Raw genomic sequence first — 25,813 nt, 5'->3', positions numbered from 1 at the left:
ATATGAAGTTCGAGTTAAAAGTAGCGCAGGGTGAAGAGGTGAGATTGCTCGCTTTGGAAGCAAGTAACGCTGTGCAAGCACGCGCTATAGCTGAGTCTCAAGGCTTGAGTGTGCTGAATGTCAAAAGCGTAGGTATGGCATTGTTCACGGTTAAATCATCCGCGCCAAAATTTAATTTGATGCTGTTTAGCCAGGAGCTACTGGCATTGCTGGAATCTGGGTTAAGTTTGGTAGAAGCCATTGAGGCTTTAGCAGAAAAGGAACAGCAGGCTGAATCTAAGGCGATACTTAATCAAGTAATGGGCGCTTTATTTGAAGGCTTGCCGTTATCGACAGCTTTAGAAAAAGTGCCTCAAGTTTTTACTCCGCTATATATCGCCTTAATTCGGGCGAGTGAGCGTACAGGTGACATGGTGCAAGCACTAGCAAGACATGTGGCCTACCAAACTCAAATTGATGCTGTGCGCAAAAAAATTATCACAGCCTCTATTTATCCTGTACTGCTGATTATTGTTGGCGGCCTGGTAGTGCTGTTCTTGTTGGGATATGTAGTACCAAAATTCAGCACTATTTATGAGAGTGCCAGTACAGATTTACCTTGGATGTCACAGCTATTATTAAGCTGGGGGCAATTATTGCAAGAGCATGGAAGCGAAGTGTTTGTGGCTTTTATTTTTAGTGTGCTAATGCTGGCCTTGATATTGAGTAGGCCATTTGTTCGTTCCGCAATCATGGCTAAAGTATGGCAGATTCCTGCGCTCGGCGAAACCATGCGCATCTATCAGCTGGCTAGATTTTACCGAACACTGGGCATGTTGTTGCGTGGTGGTATTCCACTAGTAACGGCAATGAGCATGGTGTCTTCATTGTTGCAACCTTTACTGCGAGCTAGCTTAGATAAAGTGTCTTTTGATGTGCGTGAGGGTAAGCCTATGTCGGTTGCTATGGAACAGCACGGCATGACGACCTCTATCTCAATCCGCATGTTACGTGTAGGTGAGCGCACTGGGCAAATGGGCGAAATGATGGAACGCATAGGTGCGTTCTATGATGAAGAGATAGGTAGGAAAGTAGAGTGGTTGACCAAGCTTTTGGAGCCGATTCTGATGATTATTATTGGTTTAGTTGTAGGGCTGGTTGTGGTGCTGATGTATATGCCTATTTTTGAGCTGGCGGGGAATATTCAATGAACATGCCACTCGATAAGATGGATTTGGATATTAATGCCATGAATAAAAGCGTGGGTATCGAGCCTAAGCTGACGCCTGAACTGTTATGCCAAGCCAGACTTATTGCTAATAATACCAAGCAAGACTTGCTGGATGTGCTTGAAAATGAATCCGGCTTAGACTCCGATGATTTTGTCGTAGCGCTCGGACAGATGATGCGCTACCCAGTACTAAGCATACTGCATCTTTATGAGTTGCATCCAGATTTCACCTTGCTGCCATTCGCAGAGGCTGGCAAGCTTGGCTGCATAGCACTACGCAATGATGATGGGCAATTGCAGCTGGTGTTCTCTAACCCGTTCGACACATATTTACAGCCAAAAATAGATTTAATCATTTCTAGATATGGTCATGCAGAGGTTGTAGTTTGGAGTCTTGCGCATCATAAAGACTTAACTGCGTATCTCAGCCACCATGAGCAAAGCATGCGAGCGATGGATGACTTAACTGCTGATCAAGTTGAGTACCACGCCGAACATCAGGGGATTGAAGATATCTCCCTACGTTCAATTAGCGAAGATACTAGCCCAGTAGTGAAGTTTGTGCGATCCACACTTTATGATGCACTCAAAGCCGGCGCTAGTGACATTCATATGGAAACAGACCCAACTGGCCTAAAAGTTAAATACCGTATTGATGGGGTGCTGAGTCAAGAGGGTGGTATCCAAGGTTTAGCACAGGCAGAGCAAGCTATTTCACGCATTAAAGTGATGTCTGAGCTAGATATTGCAGAACGCAGGGTGCCTCAAGATGGGCGCTTTAAGGTACTGGTAGCTAGCGGTGATGGTAAACCACGCGAGGTGGATATGCGAGTATCTATTATGCCTAGCGTTTTCGGCGAAGATGCCGTGCTACGTATTCTAGACCGTAAGGCATTGAGTGACGAAGCTAAAGGGTTGAGCCTAGAAACCTTAGGTTTTGAAGAGTCAATCATGGCGCGCTTCAGATTACTGGCAGAAGAACCATATGGCATGTTGTTGGTTACTGGACCTACCGGTAGTGGTAAAACTACCACGCTATACGGCATTATTTCTGAAATAAACCATGGGCAAGACAAGATCGTCACGATTGAAGATCCGGTTGAGTATCAACTGCCAGGTGTACTGCAAATTCCAGTCAATGAGAAAAAGGGACTTACCTTTGCCCGGGGGTTACGTTCTATTTTGCGGCATGACCCTGACAAAATTATGGTGGGTGAAATTCGTGATTCAGAAACAGCGCAAATTGCCGTGCAATCAGCACTGACAGGGCATTTGGTGCTGACCACGGTACACGCCAATAACGTGTTTGATGTCATTGGACGCTTTACCAACATGAATGTAGATCCATACAGTTTTGTATCGGCTATCAACGGCATCATGGCGCAGCGTTTGGTGCGCATTAACTGCTCACATTGCACCGTTGCAGATACGCCTGATACGTTGCTCATTAGTAAATCTGGCCTAACGCCGGAACAAGCGAAAGACTTCAACTTTAGAAAAGGCCAAGGATGTGGGCAATGCCATGGTACTGGGTATAAAGGACGTAAAGCAATCGCTGAGCTATTGTGTTTTAACGATGAAATTAGAGAGTTGATTGTCACCAGAGAGCCAGTGCGTAAGGTTAAAGAAGCAGCACGTGCTAACGGTACCCTCACTATGCGCGAGGCAGCATTAGCGCTGGTAAGGCGTGGTGAAACTACATTAGAGGAGATCAATCGTGTTACATCGCTGGTTTAACACTGTATTTAAAGATGAGCTGCGTGTGTTTATATACCCACAGCGTATATTGCTACTGCATTTAAAAAGAACGTTCAAGAATGGTTTTAAACAAGCGTTGGTGCATCAGAAGTTTATTGATTTATCACAGAAAAAAGAAATAAACGGGAATGAAGCGGCGCAATGGAATGATCTTGTTTTAACCTTGAAACAGGTGTTGCAGGCTAAATATTGGCAAGCACTTGCAAAAAATGGGACATACACAAAAGTGATCATTTCGAACCACTTGATTAAATATACAGTGATTCCATGGAGCAAGGCGCTTGCGATAGAAAGTGAGCGTCAGGCATATATGCAACATCGCTTCAAGATTGCATACGGAGAGGCTGCCAAAGCTTGGGACTTATGTATGGATGAACCAGCATTTGGTCAGGCATCGATTGCCAGTGGCGTATGTTCTGTATTATTGAAAGAGCTACATCAGGTATTTGAGCAACAGGGCATTGATGTTCATGCGATATACCCGCATTTGATGCTGGCTGGTAATCAGATGCTAAAGCATATTAAAAAGCAAAAAAATAAACATCATTTTTGGTTTGTCGTTATCGAGTCTGATCGTGTCTGCCTCTCGTTAATAGATAACGGTGAGTGGCGTTTTATTAGAAACATTGCAGCAGGTGAAGATGTTGCTAAGCAGGTGGATGATCTCATTCAGCGTGAGGTGGTCATTAGTAATACCAATGCACAGTTGCCAATATTTTGGTATGGAAAAGCACCTGTGGTTAGCCATGCTCATAAAGCTGATAGTCGTCATATCAAAATCAAATTACATGACTTTGAACTACTCAACCAACAGCTTGAAAAGCGATTTGAAAACTGGGTGGCGGCATGAGCACTATTACTTTGAATCATGCATTGGCAGTAAAAAGAGTCAACTTAACGGCGTTGGTGTTATTGGTGGCAGGAGTGCTAATAAGCTGCTTGATAATTAATTACCATCAAACTTTATTAAGTGACACGCGTAAGTTGGAAGCCAATATCGATGCACTTAGTCGTGCACAGTCTGTGCGTTATTTACCTAAGGTTAATGTAAATCATAACGCACAAAAGACGCATGATATTGCGGCTGTAAATGCGGCAATCGCTGAGATAGTCTTGCCGTGGAATGCGATATTTAAGATTCTGGAGGCGACGAAAAGCGATGCGGTGAAACTCCTTGCCGTGGAGCCTAGTATAAAAAAACAAACGCTGCGTATCACCGCTTTGGCGTTGGATGTAGATAGCATGATGGCTTATGTGGATAGTTTAATCCAGCAAAAAATGCTTAAAAACGTGGCTCTAGTTTCACAAGAGTCTGCAGAGGTTAACGGCCAGCCGGCAGTGCATTTTGTGGTGGAAACAGCATGGTAAACACAAGGTTTTTCTCTAGAGAGTTGTTGCAATACAAGTTACGACAACTTGGTTGGCAGGGTTGGCTGGGTTTGTCGTTATTGCTAGTGAGTCTGTTGTTAATGGTCATGGTTGTTCGACCTCAGGCAAGTAAAATTGAGACGCTAACGTCCCATATTCTTGAGCTTAAAACCAATCCTAATATCAATAAACTAAAGGTCAAGACTGACACTCAGTTTGATATTGAGCAGAAATTTTATGCACTATTGCCTCAAAAAAACGAAGCAAATAACAAAATCACTGAAATATTACATGCTGCGACCAGTGCAGGTATCGTCACCAACAAGGTTGAATATTCCTCTCAATCTCTCTCAGCTACCTTAATTAAGTACCAAATTAGTCTTCCGGTACAGGGTAGTTATGTGCAAATTCGTCAATTTATTAATGCAGTGCTGAATAACTTACCTACCGTAGCACTCAATGATATCAGCATGAAACGAGAGAATATTGGCTCAGATTTGATTGAAGCCAATATCAAATTCACTATCTATTTACGAAAAAGGCACGAATAAATTGATGGGCATGGCGAAGAAATACGCGGTTTGGGTAGTGTTAGTGTTGACAGTGATTGCTTGTTATTGGGTAGAGACTAAACAAGATCATGTTGATGATGAGCTGGCGGTTGCAGTCAAACCTCGCAGAGAGCGTTTGGTTAAACAAGATGCACCAATCGATACTAATCACTTATCCCCTATAAGTGCCAGTGGTGCAGCGTTTAGTAGGGCACAGATAGTTGATGAACCTGAAAACATATTCACGATGTTTGTTTCTCAAGATGATTTAAATCAACAGTCAGTGGATCAAGAAATAGAACCGCCGCCAGAAAATCCATTTAAATATGCCGGTAAGTTAGTTGATGACGGTGAAATCTTGGTCTTTCTGATAGATGGGCAGAAGAATTATTCAGTAAAAGTGGGTGATGTGCTTGAGGATAGTTGGGAAATTAAAGCCATTATTCCACCGCTAATGACGATTAAATACATTCCTTTAAATATTGAGATGCAGATGCAAATTGGAGCAGTAAGTTGAAATTATCATTTTCCCAGACTTTTATTAAGGTAATCGCAACGCAAAGATTGCATATGAATATAAAAAAACTAACTTCTTATTTGGTTGTGATGACCTTTGCAACAAGTTGTACAGGTTTTAACCATCTAAAGAGTAAATCAGATGACGATAATCAAACGTATGAAGCAGCTAGGCTATTGATCAATAGTGGCGATGTAGATGCTGGTGTAGATAAGCTAAAACAACTGGTTACCTTGTATCCAGATAATCCTCAATATCGAAGCATGTTGAAGGTGCAGCAAGAGTTGCAGCTATCAACCCTATTGAAGTTAGCAGATAACCAAGCCCAGCAGGGCTTATTCACAGACGCAGAGTCAAATTATAAAAAAGTATTGATGCTAGACCCAAATAACCAAAGGGCACAGGAGGGCTCTTATAGGCTAGGTTTAGCACAGAACCATGACATGATGCTTGCAAATGCCAAAAATGCCTTTGATAAAGATGATATTGATTCTGCCCATAACCTCACAAGAGCTATCCTAGCAGAAGACAGTAAGCACGAAGGCGCCCGTTTACTGTTTGAGAACATGGAAAATAAGCGCATAGGGAAAATAATGGCTATCCCGCAGATTAAGTCTGCATTTAAGAAACCAATTACATTGGAATTTAAAAATGTTTCTGTGAGGTCTGTTTTTGAGTTTATTGGTAAGGCTGCCAATATCAATTTTTCTTATGATCAAGAACTACGTGATAATCAACGCACCAGTATCTTTGTACGTGATACCCCTATTGAAGATGCGATACAGGTTATTCTGACGACCAATCAACTCGCAAAAAAAGTATTGAATGACAATACTTTACTGATTTACCCAGTGAGCCGTAGCCAAGAGTATCAAGAGCTTTACGTGCGAAGCTTTTATTTAAATAGCATAGATGCTAAGCGCGCCATGAACTTGATTAAAACCGTGCTCAAATCTAAAGACGTTTATATAGATGAGAAACTTAATACTTTGGTCATGCGAGATACTGCTGAATCAATTCAAATTGCAGAAAAACTAATTGCCTCGCAAGACTTGATTGAGCCAGAAGTAATGTTGGAAGTAGAAGTGATGGAAATAAATCGCAGGAGCTTGGAGAATATAGGTGTACGCTACCCTTCACAAGTGAGTGTTGGTGTCCAAGGCAAAACAAGCAGTAATGGCGTAACGACTAACACTCCAGGTCGATTGTCATTGGCTGAGCTTAAAAACTTTAATTCTGGACTGGGTGTTTTTACGATTAGCGACCCTGTACTGGCATTAAATCTGCTGCATCAGGACACCGATACCAATCTTTTGGCTAACCCGCAAATCCGCGTCAAAAATCGTGAAAAAGCAAAAATTCATGTAGGAGACAAAATTCCTGTGTTTACCAGCGTAGCAAACTCCACAGGTTTTGTTTCTCAAACGGTTAATTATCTTGAAGTAGGTATCAAGTTGGATGTGGAGCCCACGATTCTGTTACAAGACCAAGTCAATATCAAAGTGGGACTGGAGGTCAGCAATATCACAGACCAAGTAAAAACCGACACAGGCGTGTTGGCCTATACCATTGGTAGCCGTAATGCGAATACTACTTTGCAACTTAAAAATGGAGAGACACAGATTCTTGCTGGGCTATTCCGAGATGATGGGCAAAACATTTCTAACAAAGTACCAGGGCTATCTAGCTTGCCTTTCATCGGCAGACTGTTTACGGATAAGAATAACGACAAGCGTAAGAATGAAATTGTTCTGCTGATTACGCCACGTATTTTGCATAACATTGCGCCTGCCAATGCTGTTTACACCATGTTTCCATCCGGTGTGAACCATGCGACAAGTAGCCGAGGTGCAAAAGCTTCTGAGCCAGCGTTAGTTGCTGCGGAGACTGCGCCTGCACAAGCGCCGGCTCCAACCCCACAATCCATTCAGGCTGGTAGGGTGCAGGTTGACCAGAACTTCGCCAACCAATTGTTGCAGCCAGCAGCGGAGGAGAATGGCGCATCCAATGCTGGCGCTAATGCTCAGAGATAACAGGCTATGCCCAAGTCATTTATAAAATACAAAGGCTTCACGCTGATTGAGTTATTGGTATCTTTGGTACTGCTTGCCTTGCTTGTGAGTTCTGCCGCGCCAATGGTACAGCTATCGGCAAAGCGTAATAAGGAGCAGGAGCTAAAAAAATCCCTATGGCAAATTCGTGATGCCATCGATCACTACAAACAAGCTGTGGATGACGGCCTGATTAAAAAGTCTATTGACCAGTCAGGGTATCCGCCATCACTAAAGGTGTTGGTTGTCGGGGTGGAAAATATTCAAGATCCAAAAAAACGGAAGATTTACTTTATGCGCAATATACCGCGAGACCCATTTTCAAACGATACCTCTTTAAGTGCAGATGAAACATGGGGTAAGCGTAGCTATATGAGTTCCTTTCAAACGCCAGAGGCAGGAGATGATGTCTATGATGTACATTCACTTTCCAATGAAATCGGCATTAATCAACAACCTTATCGTGAATGGTAATGTGCGTGAAAAATAATAATCAAGGCTTTACACTGATAGAAGTATTGGTAGTGCTAGCGATTATCGCCACACTGCTAAGTTTGGTAACACCTAGGTATTTCAATTCGATTGATCGGTCTAAGGAAACCATATTAAAACATGACCTTATCACCATGCGAGACGCGATAGATAAGTTTTATAGCGACAAGAATGCTTATCCGGAAACGATTGAGGAGTTAGTACAGCACAAGTATTTGCGGTCTGTACCTGAAGACCCAATTACCCAAAGCACGTTGACTTGGGTTTTTTCTCCGCCGCTGGATGTTGAAGACAAGGGCGCAATTTATGATATTCACAGTGGGGCTGATATGGTTGCATCTGACGGTACTAATTATGCAGACTGGTAGTAAGCAGCAGGCTGGTTTTATCTTAATTGGGTTGCTTGTACTTATTATGATTGCCGGCCTAGTATTAGCTGCTGCAGGCGTTAAATGGAATGAAGCTAGAAAGCGCGAAAGGGAGCAGGAGCTACTTAAAGTGGGAGATACTATCAGGCGGGCAATCGGTAATTATTACAACCAAACGCCCGGTGTGATTAAACAGTACCCGCCAAATTTAGAGGCGTTGTTAAAAGATGACCGCTTCCCTGTACCACGGCGTTATTTAAGAAAGATTTATGCTGATCCCATTACTCAAGTTGCAGATTGGGGTATATTGCAGGCGCCTAGTGGTGGTGTATTGGGGGTGTACAGTAAATCACCTTTAAAGCCTTTCAAAACCAAAAACTTCAGGCCAGTGTATCGATATTTTGAAAATCAACCAGCCTATGAGGGATGGTTTTTTGCATACGTGCCAGAAAGATAATCATGGTCAGTTAATCAAAAAATAACACAAGAATGAGTGGGTTATAAAAGGCTGGAGTAATTGCAGACGTTAAAAACGAAAAAACCAGAACATTGTTAACATGTGCTGGTTACTTTGATTGAATCTTCTGTGTTTATACTGCCAATTTATTGGCGTCCCCACGGGGATTCGAACCCCGGTCGCCTCCGTGAAAGGGAGGTGTCCTAGGCCTCTAGACGATGGGGACCTAAGAATTTACTACTATTTGAAACTAATACTTTGCTTTAAATTTGCCAATAGTTACTGAAAACTTTTGGCGTCCCCACGGGGATTCGAACCCCGGTCGCCTCCGTGAAAGGGAGGTGTCCTAGGCCTCTAGACGATGGGGACCTAAGAATTTACCGCTTAGCTAACAAGTGCAGTATTTTACAACAATTTGCTTATAAATCGAAGTGATTTGTAAGTCTTTTTGGTGGAGGTAAGCGGGATCGAACCGCTGACCTCTTGCATGCCATGCAAGCGCTCTCCCAGCTGAGCTATACCCCCAAAACCTACAACATATTGTTTTAAGCTGTTGCAATGTTAGCGAGGCGCCATATTAAAGATGGGCGCGGGGCTTGTCAATCACTTTCCTTCTAATTTGTGTAAATTCTAAAAGAATTTACACACCGATCAAGCTGCCGCTATCTCTATTGATGATTACGCTTAACCGCGGATGTTAGATTGGCTTTCAAATTGCGTTAATTCAACACGCGGTTGTGGCTGCCAGCCTGATTTGCGATGCTCAGCAATCACGTTGGTAAACACGCCACCCCTGACATAAAATTTAGCGGTCACACGCATAAATTTTGGCTGTGTTGCTGCAACCAAGTCATCCAATATGCGATTAGTCACGGCTTCATGGAAGCAGCCTTCGTCGCGGAACGACCACATGTAGAGTTTCAGGCTTTTAAGCTCCACACAGAGTTGATCTGGAATGTAATCTAAATAAATGACGGCAAAGTCAGGCTGGCCTGTTTTAGGGCATAAGCACGTGAACTCTGGGATTTCCATATGGATATGAAAGTCACGTGACGTTGTTGGGCTTTCAAATGTCTCTAAAGTTTTAGAGGGCTGTGCGGTTGGTTTTGCACCTAGTGATAGATCAGTCATGATAGATAGTAGAGCTTTTAGCTTAAAAAACGTTATTATAACGCCCTAAGTCAAACCTAATTAGTAAAAGTTCATTTTGCGTTTAACCCATCTCAAACTCTCAGGTTTCAAATCATTTGTTGATCCGACAACGCTGCATATTCACGGGCAGCGTGTTGGCGTGGTTGGCCCCAATGGCTGCGGTAAATCCAATGTCATGGAATCTGTACGCTGGGTGCTGGGGGAGTCGTCTGCCAAAGAAATGCGTGCAGATGCGATGGATGCTGTGATCTTTAATGGTTCAGGAAACCGCAAGCCTATATCCCGCGCAAGTGTGGAGTTGGTGTTTGATAATAGCTTGGGTAGTGCGGCCGGTGAGTGGTCTCAGTATGCGGAAATCTCCGTAAAACGGGTGATTGAGCGTGATAAGGGGTCTACTTACTACATTAATAATACTGTGGTACGTCGCCGTGACGTGGCAGATTTGTTTTTGGGAACAGGTTTGGGCGGCAGGGCCTATGCGATTATCGGCCAAAATACGATTAGCCGTATTGTAGAGGCGCGCCCTGAAGAGATGCGCGTGTTCCTTGAAGAGGCCGCCGGGGTGAGTAAATATAAAGAGCGGCGCAAAGAAACTGAGAAGCGTTTACGTGACACCCGTGAAAATCTGTTACGTGTAGAGGACATTTTACGTGAGTTGGATGCGCAAATCGTACGTTTGCAATCACAAGCCGCAGTAGCCGCGCAGTACAATCAAATGCAAGAAGCTTTAAATATCACTAAAGCGCAGATTTGGTTATTAAAAAAGCGCGATGCAAGTACACAGTGGGAAAAGTCGCAACGTGCTGTTGAGCAGCTAGTCAATGCACTGGAAGCGCAAATGGCAAGCTTGCGACATAGTGAAAATACGCTTGAAACGCTCAGGCAGCAGCATGTTGCTTCAAGTGACGCAGTGAATGTCGCCCAAGCTGCATATTACGAAGCGAGTGCAGAGGTATCTAACCTCGAAAATCAAGTGAAAAACACTGCAGACGCACGCGAGCGCTTGCAGATACAGTTGCATCAACTATCTGTGCAGTTAGAGAAGAACACGCAACAGCATAGCCAGGTCGAGAGTGCGCAAGGTTTAGCACAGGCCGAGCTTGCTCAGGCAAATGCCGATTGCATACATGCCGAGGAGGTCGTGAATGCGGCACGTTTGGCTGTGCCGTTGCAGTTGCAGAGCTATCAGGTGGCACTCGCTGCTTTTAATGCTAGTCAATCAACCTGGTTAAATACAGAGCAGCGCTTACGTTTAGAGCAGGCAAATATGGAACATTTGTCTCGTTCAATTGCAGAAACCAATGAACAGCTCAAGCGATTACAGCAAAGTTATGCGTCACTGCAGATATCGGCGGATAGTCTGCTGGTTGAGCAAGAGTCGGAACTTAACGCATTGACATTGCAAGTTGCTGAATTAGAGCAGAAAAGTACTCAGGCCGCTCAGCAGGAGCAGGCTTTGCATGATCAGATTAAAAATCATAGAGAAACGGTGCATCAGCAACAACGCGCACTGCATGTACTTGAAGCTGAAATTAACTCATTGGCTAAGCTGCAGCAGTCTATGCGTAAGGTGGATGATACGTCTGCATTAAGCGCTTGGCTAACTGGCACGGGTTTGAGTCACCAGCAGCAACAAAACACAAGGCTGTGGCAGCTTGTACGGATTAAGTCTGGCTGGGAGCAAGCTTTTGAGGCATTTCTTGGTGCAAAACTTAATGCTATCGCATGTGATCAATCGTTGATTGAAGCCGCTATGGCAGTTAGAGCGCCGGTTGCTGTAACGCTAGCAGCCGCTTCTGCTATTAATCATGTTGCTAGCGATAAGGTGGCTCCCTATACCGCTATGCTGTCGTTAGTTGAGCATGTAGAACCTAGCTATCATGCAGTGTTGCAAGACTGGTTAGCTGGTGTGTATATATTAGAGCGTGATGCTGATATTGCACAGGCTGCTGGCTCATTGCAGCATGGCGAATGTTTGGTGAACCAGCACGGGGATATTTATACTCGACAAAGTGTGACTTATTTCGGCGAGCAGTCGGTGCTGCATGGTGTGCTGGAACGCCAAGCACGTTTGGTTAGCCTGCAGAATCAGTTGCCAGAAGCGCAAGCGCAGTTGGTGCTTGAAAGTGAGCAGTTGTTACAGCTTGAGCACAATATGCAACAGTTACGTGCTGCACAGCATACGCATCAACAGCAACTCAAGCATGTAACGCAGCAGGCACATCAGTTGAATTTGCATTTGCAGCAACTTAAACAGCAGCAAGCAAATGCAATACAACGTCAAACTATGCTGCAGGTGGATTGCAATCTTGCTGAAGAAAAACTGCAGAAGCTGCAGGCTGAAAGTATACAAAAGCAAACCTTACTCAATACAATCACAGAAAGCCTTACAGCACTGCAGCATGAGAAGTTGTCGCAGGAATCAAAGAAACAGTCTGCAGATAATTTATTAAACGAGGCCAGATCGCAGTTGCAGGTGGCTGAGCGTATTCATCAAGAGAAAAGTTTTAATTTAAAATTAATAACAAATAATATCAATGAATTAGAGTCAAAACTTAAATCTATACAAGAGGAAAATGCTTCACTGAAATTGCGATGTGCAGAGGTCGAGACTACTTTGGCCGCAACGAAGATGGAGGCTTTAAAAGCTAACCTAGAAGCGGCGTTAAATGCCAAGCAGCAGCGTGAGTTATCCTTAGTGCGCTTGCGTAATGCGATGAGTGAGAACGAAACCATTTTGCAGCAGCAGGAGCGCGAGCGTTTGCAGCAAGAACAACAGTTGCATCCCTTGCGTGATAAGTTGGAGGCTAGCCGTTTAAGCGAACAAGAAGCGCGTATTCATTTTGAGCAATGTCAGGCTGAGCTTACGGCATCCAATATTGAAGAGGCTGTGCTTGAAAGTCATTTAAAGCAGAGTGTTGCTGCAGAGGTTAAAGTCACTGACCTTGAAAGGAAAAAAACCAAGCTAACATCAGATATTGAAGCCTTGGGAGCTGTGAACTTGGCTGCAATAGAGGAGTTAGCTTCAGAGCAGGCGCGTAAGCAGTATATTGACAGCCAATGCCAAGACTTGACTGAAGCTAGCAAAACTCTAGAAGATGCAATCTCTAAAATAGACCGTGAAACGCGTAGCCGTTTGCAGCACACGTTTGATGAAGCCAATAAACATTTTAATGAGTTGTTTACTACCTTGTTTGGTGGTGGTCAGGCTAAATTGGAGATGTTAGGCGATGAGATTTTAGACACTGGGATGCAGGTGTTTGCGCAACCCCCAGGTAAAAAGAATAGTACGATTCATTTGTTATCAGGCGGTGAAAAGGCGCTAACAGCGCTAGCCTTGGTTTTTGCGTTATTTAGGCTTAACCCGGCGCCATTTTGCCTGATGGATGAAGTAGATGCACCGCTGGATGACAGTAATACAGAGAGGTTTTGTGCGATGGTGCAAAAAATGTCTGAGAAAACACAATTTTTATATGTGAGTCATAATAAAATTACGATGGAAATGGCGCAGCAATTAATCGGTGTTACTATGCAGGAATCAGGGGTTTCACGCATTGTGGACGTAGATATGGATGCGGCTGTAAAAATGGTTGAGACAGCGTCTTAATGGCGCCTGTCATTTAGTTGAGAGTTTAATGTAAATGAACGATTTGCAAATCATATTAATCATTATTGGTGCTTTAATCATTGCTGCCGTACTATTGTTTAACTGGTGGCAGGAGCGTAAGTTCAACCAGCAAGTGGAAAGCAGCTTCTCTCAATTACAAAATGATGCGTTGCTAAATGACGGCGTAAGTACAGATACTGTTAATGAGTTTGCCGAGGATAATTTCTCTATCGATACCGAGCGTTTGAAACAGCGCTTTGACCATGATGATCATGACACCAGGTTTGCAGCGCTGAATGACACAGGCGCAGAAAACGATGGGAATGCCTTGGATGATATTGATGAGACCTATTCAGAACTAGTGGCTAGGCAGAGCCATGAGCATCACCATACGCCGGATGAAGACTTGAGTGAGGTGGTTAAGGAGGTCAGTAGCAGTGCAGATATCAAGCCAGCCCAGCATGAAGAAATCAAAGCAATTTTCAATGATGCTTTTAATCAAATCAATACTGCCCCAGCGGTCAGCGTATTACCAGATGATGCGGCTAATCATAAGAGTGCCGAGCCTGTAGCGACAGCTAAGTTGGCAATAGCAACACCCCCTAAGCCAGCTGTAGTCAATGATGTGACTAAATCCAGTTTGCCTGCCATGCTGCAATCACAGATGGACTTAATAGCGGTGATCTATCTAGCCAATGAAACCAGTATTGTTAATATTACGGCAAGTATTGGTGGTTTTTTTGAAGATTACGATAAGCCGATTCATCTGCATGCGTTAATTCACGAAACAGATTGGGTACCGTTAACTGCACTAGCGGTGCAGCCAGAAATTGCTAATGACACTACCACAAAAATTACATGCAGTTTACAGCTCGCTGATCGTGCTGGTGCAGTGACTCGCAGTGTCTTAAATCGATTCCAGTTGGCGGTAGAAACCTTAGGATTAGATATTGACGGACACGTTGAATGGCAAAGCAATGGTGACTCATTATTAGCCGCCTCAGCGTTAGATGCTTTTTGCATCGAAGTGGATAAAACGATGGGCTTTCACTTGGTACATGGCGATCATGGCGCTTTCACCGGCACTAAGTTAAGAGGCCTCAGTGAGGCGCAGGGCTTGGTGCTAGAGGCTGATGGTACATTTAAGTATTATGATGAAAGTGACACATCTCAAGCCAATGCTAAGCCATCGTCCGTTTCATTTATGATGTTTAATCGAGACAATTACCCATTTAACCCTGAAATGTTAAGAACGAGTGTAGTGAAAGCTGTCACTTTTCAGCTAGATATCCCGCATGTGATGCATTGTACTGAGGCGTTTAATCATATGGTTCAAATAGCTCGGAATATGGAAGCCGGCTTAAATGCGGTGTTGGTAGATGATAACAATAGACCATTAGGCGATATGCAGATTGAAAAAATTCGGCAGCAACTCAAAGTGATTTACGCCACCATGTTAGTGCGAGGCATCGTACCAGGCTCAGACAGTGCGCGTAGATTATTCTCATAAGTTTCAAGGTTAGATTTAATGTCAGATCCGAAGTTAAGCGACGCTGAGCAGCGTGTTTTAGAGTTGCGTGAGTTAATCGCGCGTTACGACTACGAGTATTATGCGCTTGATGCTCCTTCTGTTCCTGATAGTGAATACGATAAAATCTATCGTGAACTACAAGCCCTTGAGCACCAATATCCCAGCCTTGTGGTGCCAGACTCGCCAACTCAGCGTGTGAGCGGTACCGCTACCAATGCGTTTAACAGCATTACTCATCGTCAAGCCATGCTTTCCCTTAATAATGCGTTTGAGCAGAGTGAGTTAGAGGCTTTTGATAAACGTATCCGCGAGGCATTGGGTATTGCACAAGTTGAGTATGCTGTAGAGCCAAAGTTCGATGGCCTTGCCATCACATTAACTTACGAACACGGTGTTTTTACGCAAGGCGCTACACGTGGCGACGGCTACACCGGCGAAGACGTAACGCATAATCTACGTACCTTACGTGCCATACCTATGCGTTTGAATTGTGAAAACCCTCCAGCGTTGCTAGAAGTGCGCGGTGAGGTGCTCATGTTGAAACGTGACTTCGACAAACTTAATCAAGCGCAGTTGGCAAAAGGCGAAAAGTTGTTTGCAAACCCACGCAATGCAGCTGCAGGCAGTCTGCGTCAGCTAGATGCAAAGGTGACCGCTACACGCCCACTTACATTCTTTGCCTATGGCCTAGGTGTGGCTGATGGCGTGCCCGCACTGAACAGTCATGGCGCGGCCATGGATTACTTAGCCAGCTTGCACTTCCCCGTCAGTAGCGTGCGTGATGTGGTGTACGGTGTACAAGGGCTTAGTGCGTATTATGAGAAAATAGGCCAGTTACGCCAGCAATTACCTTTTGATATTGACGGCGTGGTCTACAAAGTCAATCAGTTTAACCAGCAAGATGAATTGGGGTTTGTCTCACGCGCCCCTCGTTGGGCAGTCGCGCATAAGTTCCCTGCGCAAGAGGCTCTCACACTGGTGGAAGATATCACCGTGCAAGTAGGCAGAACTGGGGCGATAACTCCGGTTGCACGATTAAAGCCCGTGTTTGTGGGTGGCGTAACTGTGACTAACGCCACCTTGCATAATGAGGATGAAATTCGCCGTAAAGATATTTTAATCGGTGATACCGTCAGTGTGCGTAGGGCTGGGGATGTGATTCCAGAAGTCGTGAGCGTAGTGCTCGCCAATCGGCAGCCACATGCACGCCGTTTTGAAATGCCTACGGTATGTCCAGAGTGCGGTTCGCATATTCTCAAGCAGGAAGATGAAGCGGTTGCACGTTGTACTGGCGGGCTATTTTGCCCTGCGCAGCGTAAACAGGCAATTACACACTACGCTTCGCGCCGTGCTATGGATATTGAAGGCTTGGGTGAAAAGCTAGTAGACCAGTTGGTTGAGGCTAACTTGGTGCATACGCTGGCAGATATTTATAGTCTTGATATGCATACGCTCAGTAATCTTGAGCGTATGGCAGAAAAATCTGCTCAAAATATCTTAGATGCACTGAATGCCAGCAAGGAAACCACACTTGCACGCTTTATTTATGCACTCGGTATGCGCAATGTTGGTGAAGCTACTGCTAAAGATTTAGCAAAACATTTTGGCAACTTAAAGGCGTTAATGGCTGCCAGCATTGAAGACTTGTTAGAGGTGAATGATGTTGGCCCAATTGTTGCTGAGTCAATTAGAAACTTCTTTACTGAAGCACATAATAAAAGCGTCATTGATGCACTGTTAAATGCTGGAATACACTGGGTGGAAACAGAAGGCAGGCAACAAGCAACCGGTATGCTTGTTGGTAAAACCTTTGTGTTAACTGGCACTTTACCAAGCCTGTCACGCGATGATGCCAAAACACTGATAGAGGCAGCTGGTGGAAAAGTAGCAGGCAGTGTTTCTAAAAAAACAGACTTTGTGGTGGCAGGTGCAGATGCAGGAAGCAAGTTGGAGAAGGCACAATTATTGGGCATTACGATTATCGATGAGGCAGGATTATTGGCAGTACTAGCGGAAAGTGAACCATCATGATCAATGAAAGTCATCAATTTCAAGCGGATGTGATTGCCATTGCTAAAGATGCTGGTGAGGCGATTATGCAGATTTACTCGACTGACTTTGGCTATGAAATGAAGTCAGATAACTCGCCACTTACAGAAGCAGATATTGCCGCACACGATATTATTGTTGCAAGGCTTCGCCAACTAACGCCTGACATTCCGGTGTTATCTGAAGAGTCTGATGAGGTTGATATAGGCTCACGGTTAAGCTGGCAAACATACTGGTTAATTGATCCATTGGATGGCACGCGCGAGTTTCTCAAACGTAATGGAGAGTTCACGGTTAACATTGCCTTAATTAGCCAACATCAATCGATCATGGGGGTAGTTTATGCCCCAGTTACCGGTTTAACTTACTATGCCAGTAAAGGGCAGGGTGCTTATAAGCAGCAGGGAGCAACGCCTGCACAACGAATTTACGCAAAGCCGTTAAATCTGGCACAGATTACCGTTGCGGGTAGCAGATCACACTCTGATGAAAGGTTTCAGAGGTTTATGCACGGCGTGGAAGCGGCAACTCTGATGAAGCCTGAACTTATCAGCTTGGGCAGCTCTCTAAAAATTTGCTTGGTCGCCGAAGGCAAAGCCGATGTGTATCCACGCTTAGGCCCTACATACGAGTGGGATACCGCAGCTGGGCATTGCGTGCTACAAGAGGCTGGCGGTGATATTGTAGATATGCAGGCAGTGGCGCTAAGCTATAACGCTAAGCCATCGCTATTAAACCCGCATTTTTTTGCAACTGCCGAGAAGTCTCAGCAGTGGGCAAATTTTTTATAATCGTTACTTATTTCATCTAACAGCATCGAGCAAAAATGAAGCTACATAAAACTTTAACTGTAATAGCTACTTCTCTGTTTTTTAATACTATTTATGCAGCAAGTGATCATGCATCTGCATGTAATAAAGCCTATGATCAAATGGACTTTCCTGCGGCATTAAGTTTTGCGAACAAGGCGCTAGATACTAACAAAAATGACAAGGATGCGTTGCTATGCCAAGGTCGCGTTTATAGTGGACAGGGTAAATTAGACGACGCACTCAAATCATTCAAGTTAGCAGAACAGCAAGCGACAGACGGGTTTGATAAAATGATTATTGCACTGGTCAGCGGGCATACGTATAAAGACGCTGGCTTGTATGAACAAGCAATTGCAAGTTATGAGCAAAGCTTGCAACTTGCCAAAAGCATTAAAAGTAAAGCGTTTGAACGCGCGGCCTATCAAAGTGAAGGCAACGCATATCTAAATGCCGGTAAGTACCAGCAGTCGCTAGACGCTTATTTGGCGGGTAGTGCGCTGGCAGCAAACGATAATGAGCGAGGTGAAAGTTTTGAATCTATCGCGCTGGCTTACCATAAACTAAATCAGCATGATGCAGCGTTGGAGTTTCAAATTAAAGCATTTTTGAGACATGAAAAATCAGGTACGCTGGATCAATACGCACATTCAAGCATTGAATTAGGCCGTTATTATGCTGCCGCAAAAAATTATGATCATGCAGAGCGTACTCTGAATAAAATTATTAAATTTGCGAAAGACCAGGGTGGTGCCTACTACGAAGCTTACGGTTACTGCATATTGGCACAAGTAAAAGCGGCAACAGGTGATAGCGCAACTGCAAAAACGTTAATTGACCAGGCTAAATCAATTGCAAAAAACGCACATGATCAAGCGCTTGCAGATGATATCGAAAAAGAAACTAAAGGCTTGATTTAGTCAGGCTTTGCTATTTTTTTAGCCACTAATTTTTTGTAAGGATATTGCCTCAACCCAGACTAAGGTATGTTAGTTAAACTCATGATGAATTAGACGGTCACAGCTAAGCAGTCTATTCACACATCATTCATGCAGGTTTAATGCTTCTATAACATACACTTTGTACTGGGTCTCCTGATGATTATTCTACATAAAACCGATGTTTCCTCCTCGGAAATAACACCTAAAGAGATTTTTGAAGATAGGCGCCGCTTTATCAAGCAAGCCGGCTTAGGCTTGCTTGCTACCTCAGCACTGGCACACAGCAATCTTTTGTTGGCAGCAAATTCAACACACCATACCACTCCCGTCGGTTACCAATCCAAATCAGCAACAGCGCTACCAAACTTCACTAAAACAGCCTACGGTAAAGAGGAAAAGCTTACCTCATATGAAGATGTCACCACCTATAATAATTTTTACGAGTTTGGAACAAGTAAAAGCGAACCGGCTGTTCATTCAAAATTATTTAAGCCTTATCCGTGGACTGTTAGTATTGAAGGTGAAGTTAAGAAAAACAAAACAATTGGTATTGATGAGATTTTAAAGCTAGCTCCGCTAGAAGAGCGTATTTACCGTATGCGCTGTGTTGAGGGCTGGTCTATGGTGATTCCTTGGCTTGGTTTTCCGCTTGCTCAGTTAATTAAATGGGCTGAACCGAATGCTAATGCTAAATATGTTGAATTTATATCACTTGCTGACTCACAACAAATGCCAGGGATAAATTTACCAATATTAGACTGGCCTTATGTGGAGGGACTGCGGATGGATGAGGCCATGAACCCACTCACGCTGATGGCTGTTGGGTTATATGGTGAAAAGTTGCCCAATCAAAACGGTGCGCCGATGCGCTTAGTAGTGCCTTGGAAGTATGGTTTTAAGGGGGCAAAATCTATTGTGAAAATTCGTTTTACTGAAAAAATGCCGATGACCACTTGGATGAAGGCGGGGCCTAGGGAGTATGGGTTTTATGCAAATGTAAATCCTCAGGTAGACCATCCGCGCTGGACGCAGTCTTCAGAAAAAAGGATAGGCGCAGGATTATTTGCAGGACGGATTAAAACGCAAATGTTTAATGGATACACCGAACAAGTAGGCCAGATGTATGCGGGTATGGATTTACGTAAAAACTTTTAAGTCACAGGTAATAGCATGGCCATTAAACAATTTTTTCAACACACACCGAGCAGAAGGCAAATTAGCTGGATTAAGTCCACGCTATTCTTACTTTGCTTAGTACCGTTTACACGCTTAGTTTGGCTGGGTGTTTATGATGGTTTGGGCGCCAATCCCGTTGAGTTTGTAGAAAGGTCAACTGGGTTCTGGGCGTTATTGATTTTATTAGCCACACTTAGCCTTACTCCAGTTCGCTTATTGTGGGGTGTGACTTGGCAATTGCAGTTTAGGCGTATGTTTGGATTGATGATGTTCTTTTATGCCAGCCTGCATATCACTACTTATCTATGGCTAGATTATGGGTTTGATTGGGCGGATATCATCAAAGATATCATCAAGCATCCTTATGTGTTAGTCGGGGCGGCTGCATATCTGCTGACTGTGCCTTTGGCGGTTACCTCTAATCAATACATGATGCAGGTGCTACGGCAACACTGGAAACAACTGCATCTGAGTGTTTATTTAATTGCTACGCTAGGCGTAGTGCATTTTTGGTGGTTGGTTAAAAAAGATATTCGCGAGCCATTGTTTTATGCGGTTGTACTAGCGCTTCTGCTAGGCGTGCGTTTGTATTACAAATTACGTCAGATGAAATTAAAAGTAGATAGGGCGCGGAAAGTGAAGCTTTCTGCTGTAATTTAAAAAACATCACTGTAAGTTTTTACAGTTTGTATCGACTAAGTTATACCAATAACTTAGAGGACGAACCCGATGTATAAAACCAACCTTATCAACTGTGGCTACAGGCTGTATGAAAGCACTATTGGCTACTTAAATCAGCTTTCTGAGAGTGTCCCATCCTTATTTTTACGCCTAATTCTCGCCTATGAGTTTGGTGAGGCTGGGCTTGAAAAACTCCATGGCACCAATTGGTTTGTTGACGTTACTTTTCCGTTTCCATTTAGCTTGATAGCACCAGAAGTTAACTGGCAGATAGCAACCTATTTTGAAATATTAGGCGCGATAGCACTGTTGCTGGGCATTGCGACAAGATTTTTTTCAGTTTCACTCATTATTCTTACCATTGTCGCGATTGCTACTGTGCACTGGCCGGCTCAATGGATGAGTTTAAATGACTTGTGGACAGGCTACCGTATTGTCGATGAAGCCGGTGATGGTTTTGGTAACTATAAATTACCGTTGATTTATGTGGTGATGTTCTCACCCTTGTTGTTTGGCGGCGCAGGCAAGTTAAGTTTAGATTATTTAATTAAACAGAGATGGCTGAGTCGATAGCTCTAGGCTGGGAACGTAGCTGGCGCAATACGAGCCATCAATCCTGTTTAATAAGAGATTTGCCCAGACAAATACCAACCGGATTGATTGGCTTTATTTGCAATGTTGCCCAAATCTAAGTAGGCAGCAGTCAGTGATATGTTTTTAACTGGAAACCAAGCTAAAAATACATCATGTGCATTTTGCTCTTTAAATACACTTAAATTGTCTGGTTTATAACGATACTCAGTACCCAGCAGCAATTGATCTGTGAGCATCACAGCAACTGATGCTGCTGGTTGTATTTGATAGTGGTCGCGATGATCCCCACCAAAACCTAAAAAACCGAACTGATTGGCTTTTGTTGCCTGGAGTGTGCCGTTTAGTAGTAGATTTCTACCCAGTACTGCACCTAAATATAACTTGGTGGCGGCCATGTATAGATCTACCCCAGTTTGATGTTTGGCACCTAGGGCTTTAGGTACGTTATCAAAGTCTTCATTGTGTTTGATTTGAGCACCAATTGCCACTTGCGGTAACCATGTATCTTGGTCATAGATTGCATCGCCAAACAAGCGTAATTTCACGCCCAAGGTATCCATGCGAATACTTTCACCCGGCACCGTGTCGCTTAACCCTAGTTTCTGCTGGCTTAATGAAATTTCTAGGCGATTATATAAACCTACACTCACACCGCCTGAGCTTATTTCAAAGTCACCATTAGTTTTTGCTTCGGTATAAAAAGCGGAGCTACCGATTTGTTTGTCGGTGCCGTAGCCTGAGATTAAAGCCCAAGGAGTTAATCCACCGCCACCAGCGCCCTCTATTTGCATTACACCGCCGGTTGCTAATAGCCGATCCCCCGCCAATAAGCTATTGGCATGGCCCAGTAGAGCGATTGCAAAAATATTCAACGACCATGTGAAAATTTGTTTTTTTAGATTGCGTGTTAACGACACATTTGCCTTTCTTGGCGTTATTTTGAAAAATACTAAACAAGGTAATTACATAGATTAATCACTGTGGTTATATTAAAGTAATGATATATAAAAAACGAGACTTAAAATTGATGCGTAATAATTTCTTAATGATTTTAATGCTACTGCTTTCATCTTGTGCACAAGTGCAATCTTCGAGTCATCAGTCTGAGCATCCAAGCCTATTTGAGCGTATCGGTGGCCTGCCAGTGTTAACGCTTGTTGTGTCTGAAACAATCGACATATCTGCGTCTGATCCTAAAATTAAGCGTTCGTTCGATGGTGTCAAGTTAAGTACTTTAAAGCAAAGTGTTGTTGATCAGTTATGCGTGCTAACCGGTGGGAGTTGCGTCTATGAAGGTGAGACCATGAAAAACTCTCATCGTGATCTTAAAGTGACGAGTGCAGAGTTTGAGTTGTTTGTAGAAACATTCAGAACGGCCCTCGATAAGCATGTAGGCACTAAGGAAAAAAATGAGCTATTAAAAATCCTGGCTCCAATGAAGCGTGATATTGTTACCGATTAATGATTAATTCTTACAAAGCCAATTTATGAAGCATGCTGCCTTAAGCTTATTTCTACTTGCAACATCATTTCAACTACACGCTGCAGAGCTTACGGTTCAAGTGAATGACCAAGCAGGTAATCCGCTGAGTAACGCTGTTGTTTATTTAGAGACTGATACCAAGCCAAGCCGCAATCCGTTGGTTGAAGCAAATATTGATCAAAAGAATAAGCAGTTCTGGCCATTTGTCAGTGTGGTGCAAGTTGGTACTAGCGTAAACTTTCCTAATAAAGATTCTGTGAGGCACCATGTTTACTCGTTTTCACCTGCTAAAGTTTTTGAATTGAAACTTTACTCAGGTGTGCCGGCAAAGCCTGTTATTTTTGATAAGCCAGGTACGGTCATACTCGGATGTAATATTCATGACAACATGCTGGCCTATATACACATTGTAGACACGCCATATTTTGGTAAAAGCGATGTGAACGGCATCGTGAAACTGACTGACTTACCTAGTGGCCAACATACGCTTAAAGCGTGGTACTACGCTACTGTGAAAGAGAACTTTATTACTGAGCAGAAAGTCTCCATCAAAAACAACGAAACGCTTTCATTAAAGCTTGAAACCCACAACTAATTCATTATGCTCGCAACTAAAACATGCAATTTAAAAGTTTAAAAAGTCGAATCTCCGTTATATTTTTATCGCTAATCTTGGTGATTCAGGTTTTGAGCTCTATCGCTATTAAACTAAGTATTGATAAAAACGCACGACGCTCAGTAAACCAACAGTTGGAAGTAGGTGAGCGCGTATTTTTAAACCTACTACAAAACAATGGCGAGAGTTTAAGTGTTGGTGCTCGAATATTAGCGGCCGACTTTGGTTTTAAAGCTGCAATTGCAAGTAATGATCACGAAACTATCCTTTCCGCACTGATTAACCACCAATCAAGAATTAATGCAGATATCGCAATCTTTTACTCTCCTAATCAAAATAGTTTGGTGATTTCAGAAAATCTTTCAGAAAGTGAAGTGAGCGAAAAAATATCAGAGGTTATTTACACGGCAAAAAGTGACGCGCAGAAAAACAACTTCACGATTTTTAAAAACCAGCCATATCAACTGGTTGCAGTGCCAGTTAAAGCCCCGCTTACAATCGGTTGGGTAGTCATGGGATTCAAAATCAATAACAGCCTGGCAAATACCCTGCATAAACTTAGCAACCTAGAAGTCACTTTTATTAGTCAGGCAGGAAAAAGCCCTTGGCACTCCACAGCCAGTACTATGAGCGTAAGTGCTACTGAGCAGATTGTGAAATATACAACAGACCAGCACGCTTTCAATACATCCTCTAATTTAGAGCTCACCATCGGAGATGTCGCCTTTGGTACCAGATATGTATCTATTTTTAAAAATATTAATGAATCACTCTATGTGGTTTTACAACGTTCTATTGATGAAGCGACAGCGCCTTTTCAGGTGTTGTTACTTAATTTTCTTATTTTAAGTATTGTTGGCATGCTCATTTTTATCGTGAGTATTTTGTATGTTTCGCGTATTGTGGCGCAGCCAATTGTCGAGTTGGCTAATACTGCCAGAAAGCTAGAGGAGGGGGATTACACCTTCAATGTTGATACTTCCAGAAAAGATGAGTTAGGTAAGTTAAGCAGTGCTTTCAGCAGCATGCGTACCGCGATTGCAGACAGAGAAAAAAGTATCACCAAATTAGCTTACTGGGATGAGATGACGGGCTTACCTAACCGAGCATCGTTTATGAAAGAGCTAAGTAATGCTATTAATAAGTCAGATGTCAGCCATGAGCCACTTTCTATTTTGGTCATGAATCTAGATCGATTCAAACAAATTAATAACGTACTCGGACATGACTTTGGTAATCAGTTATTACACGCGGTATCTATTCGTATTTCACAGGTGTTTCGTAAAGATAATGATCTCGTGGCAAGAGTCTCCGGTGATGAATTTGCCGTTCTATTGCCCGCGACTGATGCCAATATTGCAGTAAATATTGCACAAAAGCTTTTGCAGGCTTTTGAGAAGCCTATTGAGTTAGATGATAACTTTGTTGATATTACTGCTGGCATTGGTATCGCAAGTTACCCAGTGCATAGCAATCAAATAGAACAGTTGTTGAGTTTTGCTGAGGTGGCCATGCAGGTTTCAAAAGCCCAGAAATCTGGGCCCGTGGTATTTCAACCAAGCTTTGATGTTGGAAGTAATGTGAATCTTACTTTGGTTTCAGAGCTTAAAAAATCAATACATAACAATGAGTTGTCTATCTTTGTTCAACCTAAAGTTGATCTAAAAAGCAGGGTGGTGACATCGGTTGAGGCGTTAATTAGATGGAGGCATCCAACTAGAGGAATGATTTTCCCTGATCAATTCATTCCATTTGCAGAGCAAACCGGTTTAATCAGAGATATTACGCTTTGGATGATAGCAGAAGCTTCTAAATTGAGCGCATCATGGCTGGAGAAGGGGATGTCTATCCCAATCGCAGTGAATATTTCTGCAAGAGATTTAATTGATTCTGATTTTCCGAACAAAGTGGCCGAAATACTAAAATCTACAGGCTCAAACACATCCCTCATTTCATTAGAAGTGACAGAGAGCAGCATCATGGATGATCCGCACCGTGCAAAGCAGACATTGCTGCAACTATCTCAAATGGGCATTAAGCTAGCGATTGATGATTTTGGTACAGGCTACTCATCGTTGTCGTATTTAAAAGAGCTACCTGTTAGTGAACTTAAAATTGATAAGTCATTTGTTATGCATGTTGAACAAAATCAGAATGATCGAATTATAGTGAATTCAACGATTGAGCTAGCACATAACATGGGCTTGCATGTAGTCGCTGAAGGTGTAGAAAATATTGAAGTCTGGAAATCACTACAAGAGATGGGCTGTGACTATGGTCAGGGCTATTATATGACCAAGCCAATTCCGGCATGTGATTTTGAGGCTTGGTATCAGCAATGGACTCAGGTCCCTTTAATTTATTCGACTCTATCTCCTAACTCCATCAACTAGCCGTTCGCT

Annotated in this window: 23 protein-coding genes and 3 tRNA genes; 21 read left to right on the top strand and 5 right to left on the bottom strand. The window is 43.3% G+C overall.

The features are described from left to right. Positions 1-2: 2 nt before the first annotated feature. Genes C3Y98_RS05870 through C3Y98_RS05825 form a run of 10 tightly spaced genes read left to right on the top strand, consistent with a single transcriptional unit; the run spans position 3 to position 8,772 of the window. Positions 3-1,190 (top strand): type II secretion system F family protein, encoded by a 1,188-nt coding sequence (locus C3Y98_RS05870; RefSeq protein ID WP_135277167.1) that lies wholly within the window; start codon positions 3-5, stop codon positions 1,188-1,190. Further along, complete coding sequence (locus C3Y98_RS05865; RefSeq protein WP_425339461.1) at positions 1,187-2,947, top strand: GspE/PulE family protein; 1,761 nt, start codon at positions 1,187-1,189, stop codon at positions 2,945-2,947. Before C3Y98_RS05870 ends, C3Y98_RS05865 begins: the two co-directional genes overlap by 4 nt. Then, a complete protein-coding gene (locus C3Y98_RS05860) occupies positions 2,928-3,818 on the top strand; it encodes a hypothetical protein (RefSeq protein ID WP_135277166.1) in 891 nt (296 codons plus the stop codon). The genes C3Y98_RS05865 and C3Y98_RS05860 overlap by 20 nt, the downstream gene beginning before the upstream one ends. After that, positions 3,815-4,336 (top strand): PilN domain-containing protein, encoded by a 522-nt coding sequence (locus tag C3Y98_RS05855; RefSeq protein WP_135277165.1) that lies wholly within the window; start codon positions 3,815-3,817, stop codon positions 4,334-4,336. Before C3Y98_RS05860 ends, C3Y98_RS05855 begins: the two co-directional genes overlap by 4 nt. Beyond that, positions 4,330-4,887: a type 4a pilus biogenesis protein PilO gene (gene pilO / locus C3Y98_RS05850; RefSeq protein ID WP_135277164.1), complete on the top strand. Its 558-nt coding sequence runs from the start codon at positions 4,330-4,332 to the stop codon at positions 4,885-4,887. Before C3Y98_RS05855 ends, pilO begins: the two co-directional genes overlap by 7 nt. Positions 4,888-4,897: 10 nt before the next feature. After that, positions 4,898-5,404, top strand: coding sequence for a hypothetical protein (locus C3Y98_RS05845; RefSeq protein WP_135277163.1), 507 nt, complete (start codon positions 4,898-4,900; stop codon positions 5,402-5,404). A gap of 53 nt (positions 5,405-5,457) precedes the next feature. After that, a complete protein-coding gene (locus C3Y98_RS05840; protein ID WP_135277162.1) occupies positions 5,458-7,437 on the top strand; it encodes a secretin and TonB N-terminal domain-containing protein in 1,980 nt (659 codons plus the stop codon). A 6-nt stretch (positions 7,438-7,443) separates the two neighbouring features. Then, positions 7,444-7,929 (top strand): type II secretion system protein, encoded by a 486-nt coding sequence (locus C3Y98_RS05835; protein ID WP_135277161.1) that lies wholly within the window; start codon positions 7,444-7,446, stop codon positions 7,927-7,929. After that, positions 7,929-8,315: a type II secretion system protein gene (locus C3Y98_RS05830; protein WP_135277160.1), complete on the top strand. Its 387-nt coding sequence runs from the start codon at positions 7,929-7,931 to the stop codon at positions 8,313-8,315. The genes C3Y98_RS05835 and C3Y98_RS05830 overlap by 1 nt, the downstream gene beginning before the upstream one ends. After that, positions 8,302-8,772, top strand: coding sequence for a type II secretion system protein (locus C3Y98_RS05825; protein WP_135277159.1), 471 nt, complete (start codon positions 8,302-8,304; stop codon positions 8,770-8,772). The genes C3Y98_RS05830 and C3Y98_RS05825 overlap by 14 nt, the downstream gene beginning before the upstream one ends. 150 nt (positions 8,773-8,922) lie before the next feature. On the opposite strand, the gene C3Y98_RS05820 is transcribed toward C3Y98_RS05825, so the two are convergent. From C3Y98_RS05820 to queF, 4 genes are all read right to left on the bottom strand, one after another. Then, a tRNA-Glu gene (locus C3Y98_RS05820) sits at positions 8,923-8,998 on the bottom strand. 67 nt (positions 8,999-9,065) lie between these two features. Further along, positions 9,066-9,141 (bottom strand) — tRNA-Glu (locus C3Y98_RS05815). An 80-nt stretch (positions 9,142-9,221) separates the two neighbouring features. Next, positions 9,222-9,297 (bottom strand) — tRNA-Ala (locus tag C3Y98_RS05810). Between the two features lie 159 nt (positions 9,298-9,456). Further along, a complete protein-coding gene (gene queF / locus C3Y98_RS05805; RefSeq protein WP_135277158.1) occupies positions 9,457-9,903 on the bottom strand; it encodes a preQ(1) synthase in 447 nt (148 codons plus the stop codon). A gap of 76 nt (positions 9,904-9,979) precedes the next feature. On the opposite strand from queF, the gene smc reads away from it, so the two are divergent. The 8 genes from smc to C3Y98_RS05765 all read left to right on the top strand — a co-directional run bounded on the left by smc (position 9,980) and on the right by C3Y98_RS05765 (position 21,291). Further along, the gene (gene smc / locus C3Y98_RS05800) at positions 9,980-13,531 is read left to right on the top strand and encodes a chromosome segregation protein SMC (RefSeq protein WP_135277157.1); all 3,552 of its coding nucleotides are present in this window, start codon (positions 9,980-9,982) and stop codon (positions 13,529-13,531) included. 34 nt (positions 13,532-13,565) lie between these two features. Beyond that, on the top strand, positions 13,566-15,041 hold the full coding sequence (locus C3Y98_RS05795; RefSeq protein WP_135277156.1) for a cell division protein ZipA C-terminal FtsZ-binding domain-containing protein: 1,476 nt from the start codon (positions 13,566-13,568) through the stop codon (positions 15,039-15,041). Positions 15,042-15,059: 18 nt separating this feature from the next. Next, positions 15,060-17,093 (top strand): NAD-dependent DNA ligase LigA, encoded by a 2,034-nt coding sequence (gene ligA, locus C3Y98_RS05790; protein ID WP_135277155.1) that lies wholly within the window; start codon positions 15,060-15,062, stop codon positions 17,091-17,093. Next, positions 17,090-17,902, top strand: a complete 813-nt coding sequence (gene cysQ, locus C3Y98_RS05785) for a 3'(2'),5'-bisphosphate nucleotidase CysQ (protein ID WP_135277154.1) — start codon at positions 17,090-17,092, stop codon at positions 17,900-17,902. The genes ligA and cysQ overlap by 4 nt, the downstream gene beginning before the upstream one ends. 35 nt (positions 17,903-17,937) lie before the next feature. Then, positions 17,938-18,840: a tetratricopeptide repeat protein gene (locus tag C3Y98_RS05780; RefSeq protein ID WP_135277153.1), complete on the top strand. Its 903-nt coding sequence runs from the start codon at positions 17,938-17,940 to the stop codon at positions 18,838-18,840. Between the two features lie 177 nt (positions 18,841-19,017). Continuing rightward, positions 19,018-20,016 (top strand): protein-methionine-sulfoxide reductase catalytic subunit MsrP, encoded by a 999-nt coding sequence (msrP, locus tag C3Y98_RS05775; RefSeq protein WP_135277152.1) that lies wholly within the window; start codon positions 19,018-19,020, stop codon positions 20,014-20,016. Positions 20,017-20,031: 15 nt separating this feature from the next. Then, entirely contained in the window at positions 20,032-20,697 is a 666-nt protein-coding gene (locus C3Y98_RS05770; protein ID WP_135277151.1) for a protein-methionine-sulfoxide reductase heme-binding subunit MsrQ, read from the top strand. A 69-nt stretch (positions 20,698-20,766) separates the two neighbouring features. After that, positions 20,767-21,291: an HvfX family Cu-binding RiPP maturation protein gene (locus C3Y98_RS05765; RefSeq protein WP_135277150.1), complete on the top strand. Its 525-nt coding sequence runs from the start codon at positions 20,767-20,769 to the stop codon at positions 21,289-21,291. Positions 21,292-21,338: 47 nt separating this feature from the next. On the opposite strand, the gene C3Y98_RS05760 is transcribed toward C3Y98_RS05765, so the two are convergent. Then, complete coding sequence (locus tag C3Y98_RS05760) at positions 21,339-22,178, bottom strand: DUF3034 family protein (protein ID WP_425339464.1); 840 nt, start codon at positions 22,176-22,178, stop codon at positions 21,339-21,341. A 161-nt stretch (positions 22,179-22,339) separates the two neighbouring features. Here C3Y98_RS05760 and C3Y98_RS05755 point away from each other — a divergent pair, with 161 nt between their 5' ends. The 3 genes from C3Y98_RS05755 to C3Y98_RS05745 are packed head-to-tail and all read left to right on the top strand — an operon-like array spanning position 22,340 to position 25,804. Further along, entirely contained in the window at positions 22,340-22,774 is a 435-nt protein-coding gene (locus tag C3Y98_RS05755; protein WP_135277149.1) for a group I truncated hemoglobin, read from the top strand. 25 nt (positions 22,775-22,799) lie between these two features. Then, positions 22,800-23,390, top strand: coding sequence for a methylamine utilization protein (locus C3Y98_RS05750; RefSeq protein WP_135277148.1), 591 nt, complete (start codon positions 22,800-22,802; stop codon positions 23,388-23,390). Between the two features lie 23 nt (positions 23,391-23,413). Continuing rightward, positions 23,414-25,804 (top strand): bifunctional diguanylate cyclase/phosphodiesterase, encoded by a 2,391-nt coding sequence (locus C3Y98_RS05745; protein WP_135277147.1) that lies wholly within the window; start codon positions 23,414-23,416, stop codon positions 25,802-25,804. The last annotated feature ends 9 nt before the right edge of the window (positions 25,805-25,813 follow it).

The sequence above is a fragment of the Methylotenera oryzisoli genome (assembly GCF_004661485.1).
Lineage (GTDB): Bacteria > Pseudomonadota > Gammaproteobacteria > Burkholderiales > Methylophilaceae > Methylotenera > Methylotenera oryzisoli.
The sequence above is the reverse complement of the archived record's forward strand: the minus strand, read 5'-3'. Positions and strand labels throughout refer to the sequence as shown.

Excerpts from the sequence above, each read along its gene's own strand:
- cysQ (WP_135277154.1), top strand. The coding sequence starts at position 17,090 with ATGATCAATGAAAGTCATCAATTTCAAGCGGATGTGATTGCCATTGCT.
- C3Y98_RS05755 (WP_135277149.1), top strand. The coding sequence starts at position 22,340 with ATGCGTAATAATTTCTTAATGATTTTAATGCTACTGCTTTCATCTTGT.
- C3Y98_RS05870 (WP_135277167.1), top strand. The coding sequence starts at position 3 with ATGAAGTTCGAGTTAAAAGTAGCGCAGGGTGAAGAGGTGAGATTGCTC.
- C3Y98_RS05855 (WP_135277165.1), top strand. The coding sequence starts at position 3,815 with ATGAGCACTATTACTTTGAATCATGCATTGGCAGTAAAAAGAGTCAAC.
- C3Y98_RS05830 (WP_135277160.1), top strand. The coding sequence starts at position 7,929 with ATGTGCGTGAAAAATAATAATCAAGGCTTTACACTGATAGAAGTATTG.
- C3Y98_RS05795 (WP_135277156.1), top strand. The coding sequence starts at position 13,566 with ATGAACGATTTGCAAATCATATTAATCATTATTGGTGCTTTAATCATT.
- msrP (WP_135277152.1), top strand. The coding sequence starts at position 19,018 with ATGATTATTCTACATAAAACCGATGTTTCCTCCTCGGAAATAACACCT.
- C3Y98_RS05750 (WP_135277148.1), top strand. The coding sequence starts at position 22,800 with ATGAAGCATGCTGCCTTAAGCTTATTTCTACTTGCAACATCATTTCAA.
- C3Y98_RS05745 (WP_135277147.1), top strand. The coding sequence starts at position 23,414 with ATGCAATTTAAAAGTTTAAAAAGTCGAATCTCCGTTATATTTTTATCG.
- C3Y98_RS05865 (WP_425339461.1), top strand. The coding sequence starts at position 1,187 with ATGAACATGCCACTCGATAAGATGGATTTGGATATTAATGCCATGAAT.
- pilO (WP_135277164.1), top strand. The coding sequence starts at position 4,330 with ATGGTAAACACAAGGTTTTTCTCTAGAGAGTTGTTGCAATACAAGTTA.
- queF (WP_135277158.1), bottom strand. The coding sequence starts at position 9,903 with ATGACTGATCTATCACTAGGTGCAAAACCAACCGCACAGCCCTCTAAA.
- ligA (WP_135277155.1), top strand. The coding sequence starts at position 15,060 with ATGTCAGATCCGAAGTTAAGCGACGCTGAGCAGCGTGTTTTAGAGTTG.
- C3Y98_RS05845 (WP_135277163.1), top strand. The coding sequence starts at position 4,898 with ATGGCGAAGAAATACGCGGTTTGGGTAGTGTTAGTGTTGACAGTGATT.
- C3Y98_RS05840 (WP_135277162.1), top strand. The coding sequence starts at position 5,458 with ATGAATATAAAAAAACTAACTTCTTATTTGGTTGTGATGACCTTTGCA.
- C3Y98_RS05835 (WP_135277161.1), top strand. The coding sequence starts at position 7,444 with ATGCCCAAGTCATTTATAAAATACAAAGGCTTCACGCTGATTGAGTTA.
- C3Y98_RS05765 (WP_135277150.1), top strand. The coding sequence starts at position 20,767 with ATGTATAAAACCAACCTTATCAACTGTGGCTACAGGCTGTATGAAAGC.
- C3Y98_RS05770 (WP_135277151.1), top strand. The coding sequence starts at position 20,032 with ATGGCCATTAAACAATTTTTTCAACACACACCGAGCAGAAGGCAAATT.
- C3Y98_RS05825 (WP_135277159.1), top strand. The coding sequence starts at position 8,302 with ATGCAGACTGGTAGTAAGCAGCAGGCTGGTTTTATCTTAATTGGGTTG.
- C3Y98_RS05780 (WP_135277153.1), top strand. The coding sequence starts at position 17,938 with ATGAAGCTACATAAAACTTTAACTGTAATAGCTACTTCTCTGTTTTTT.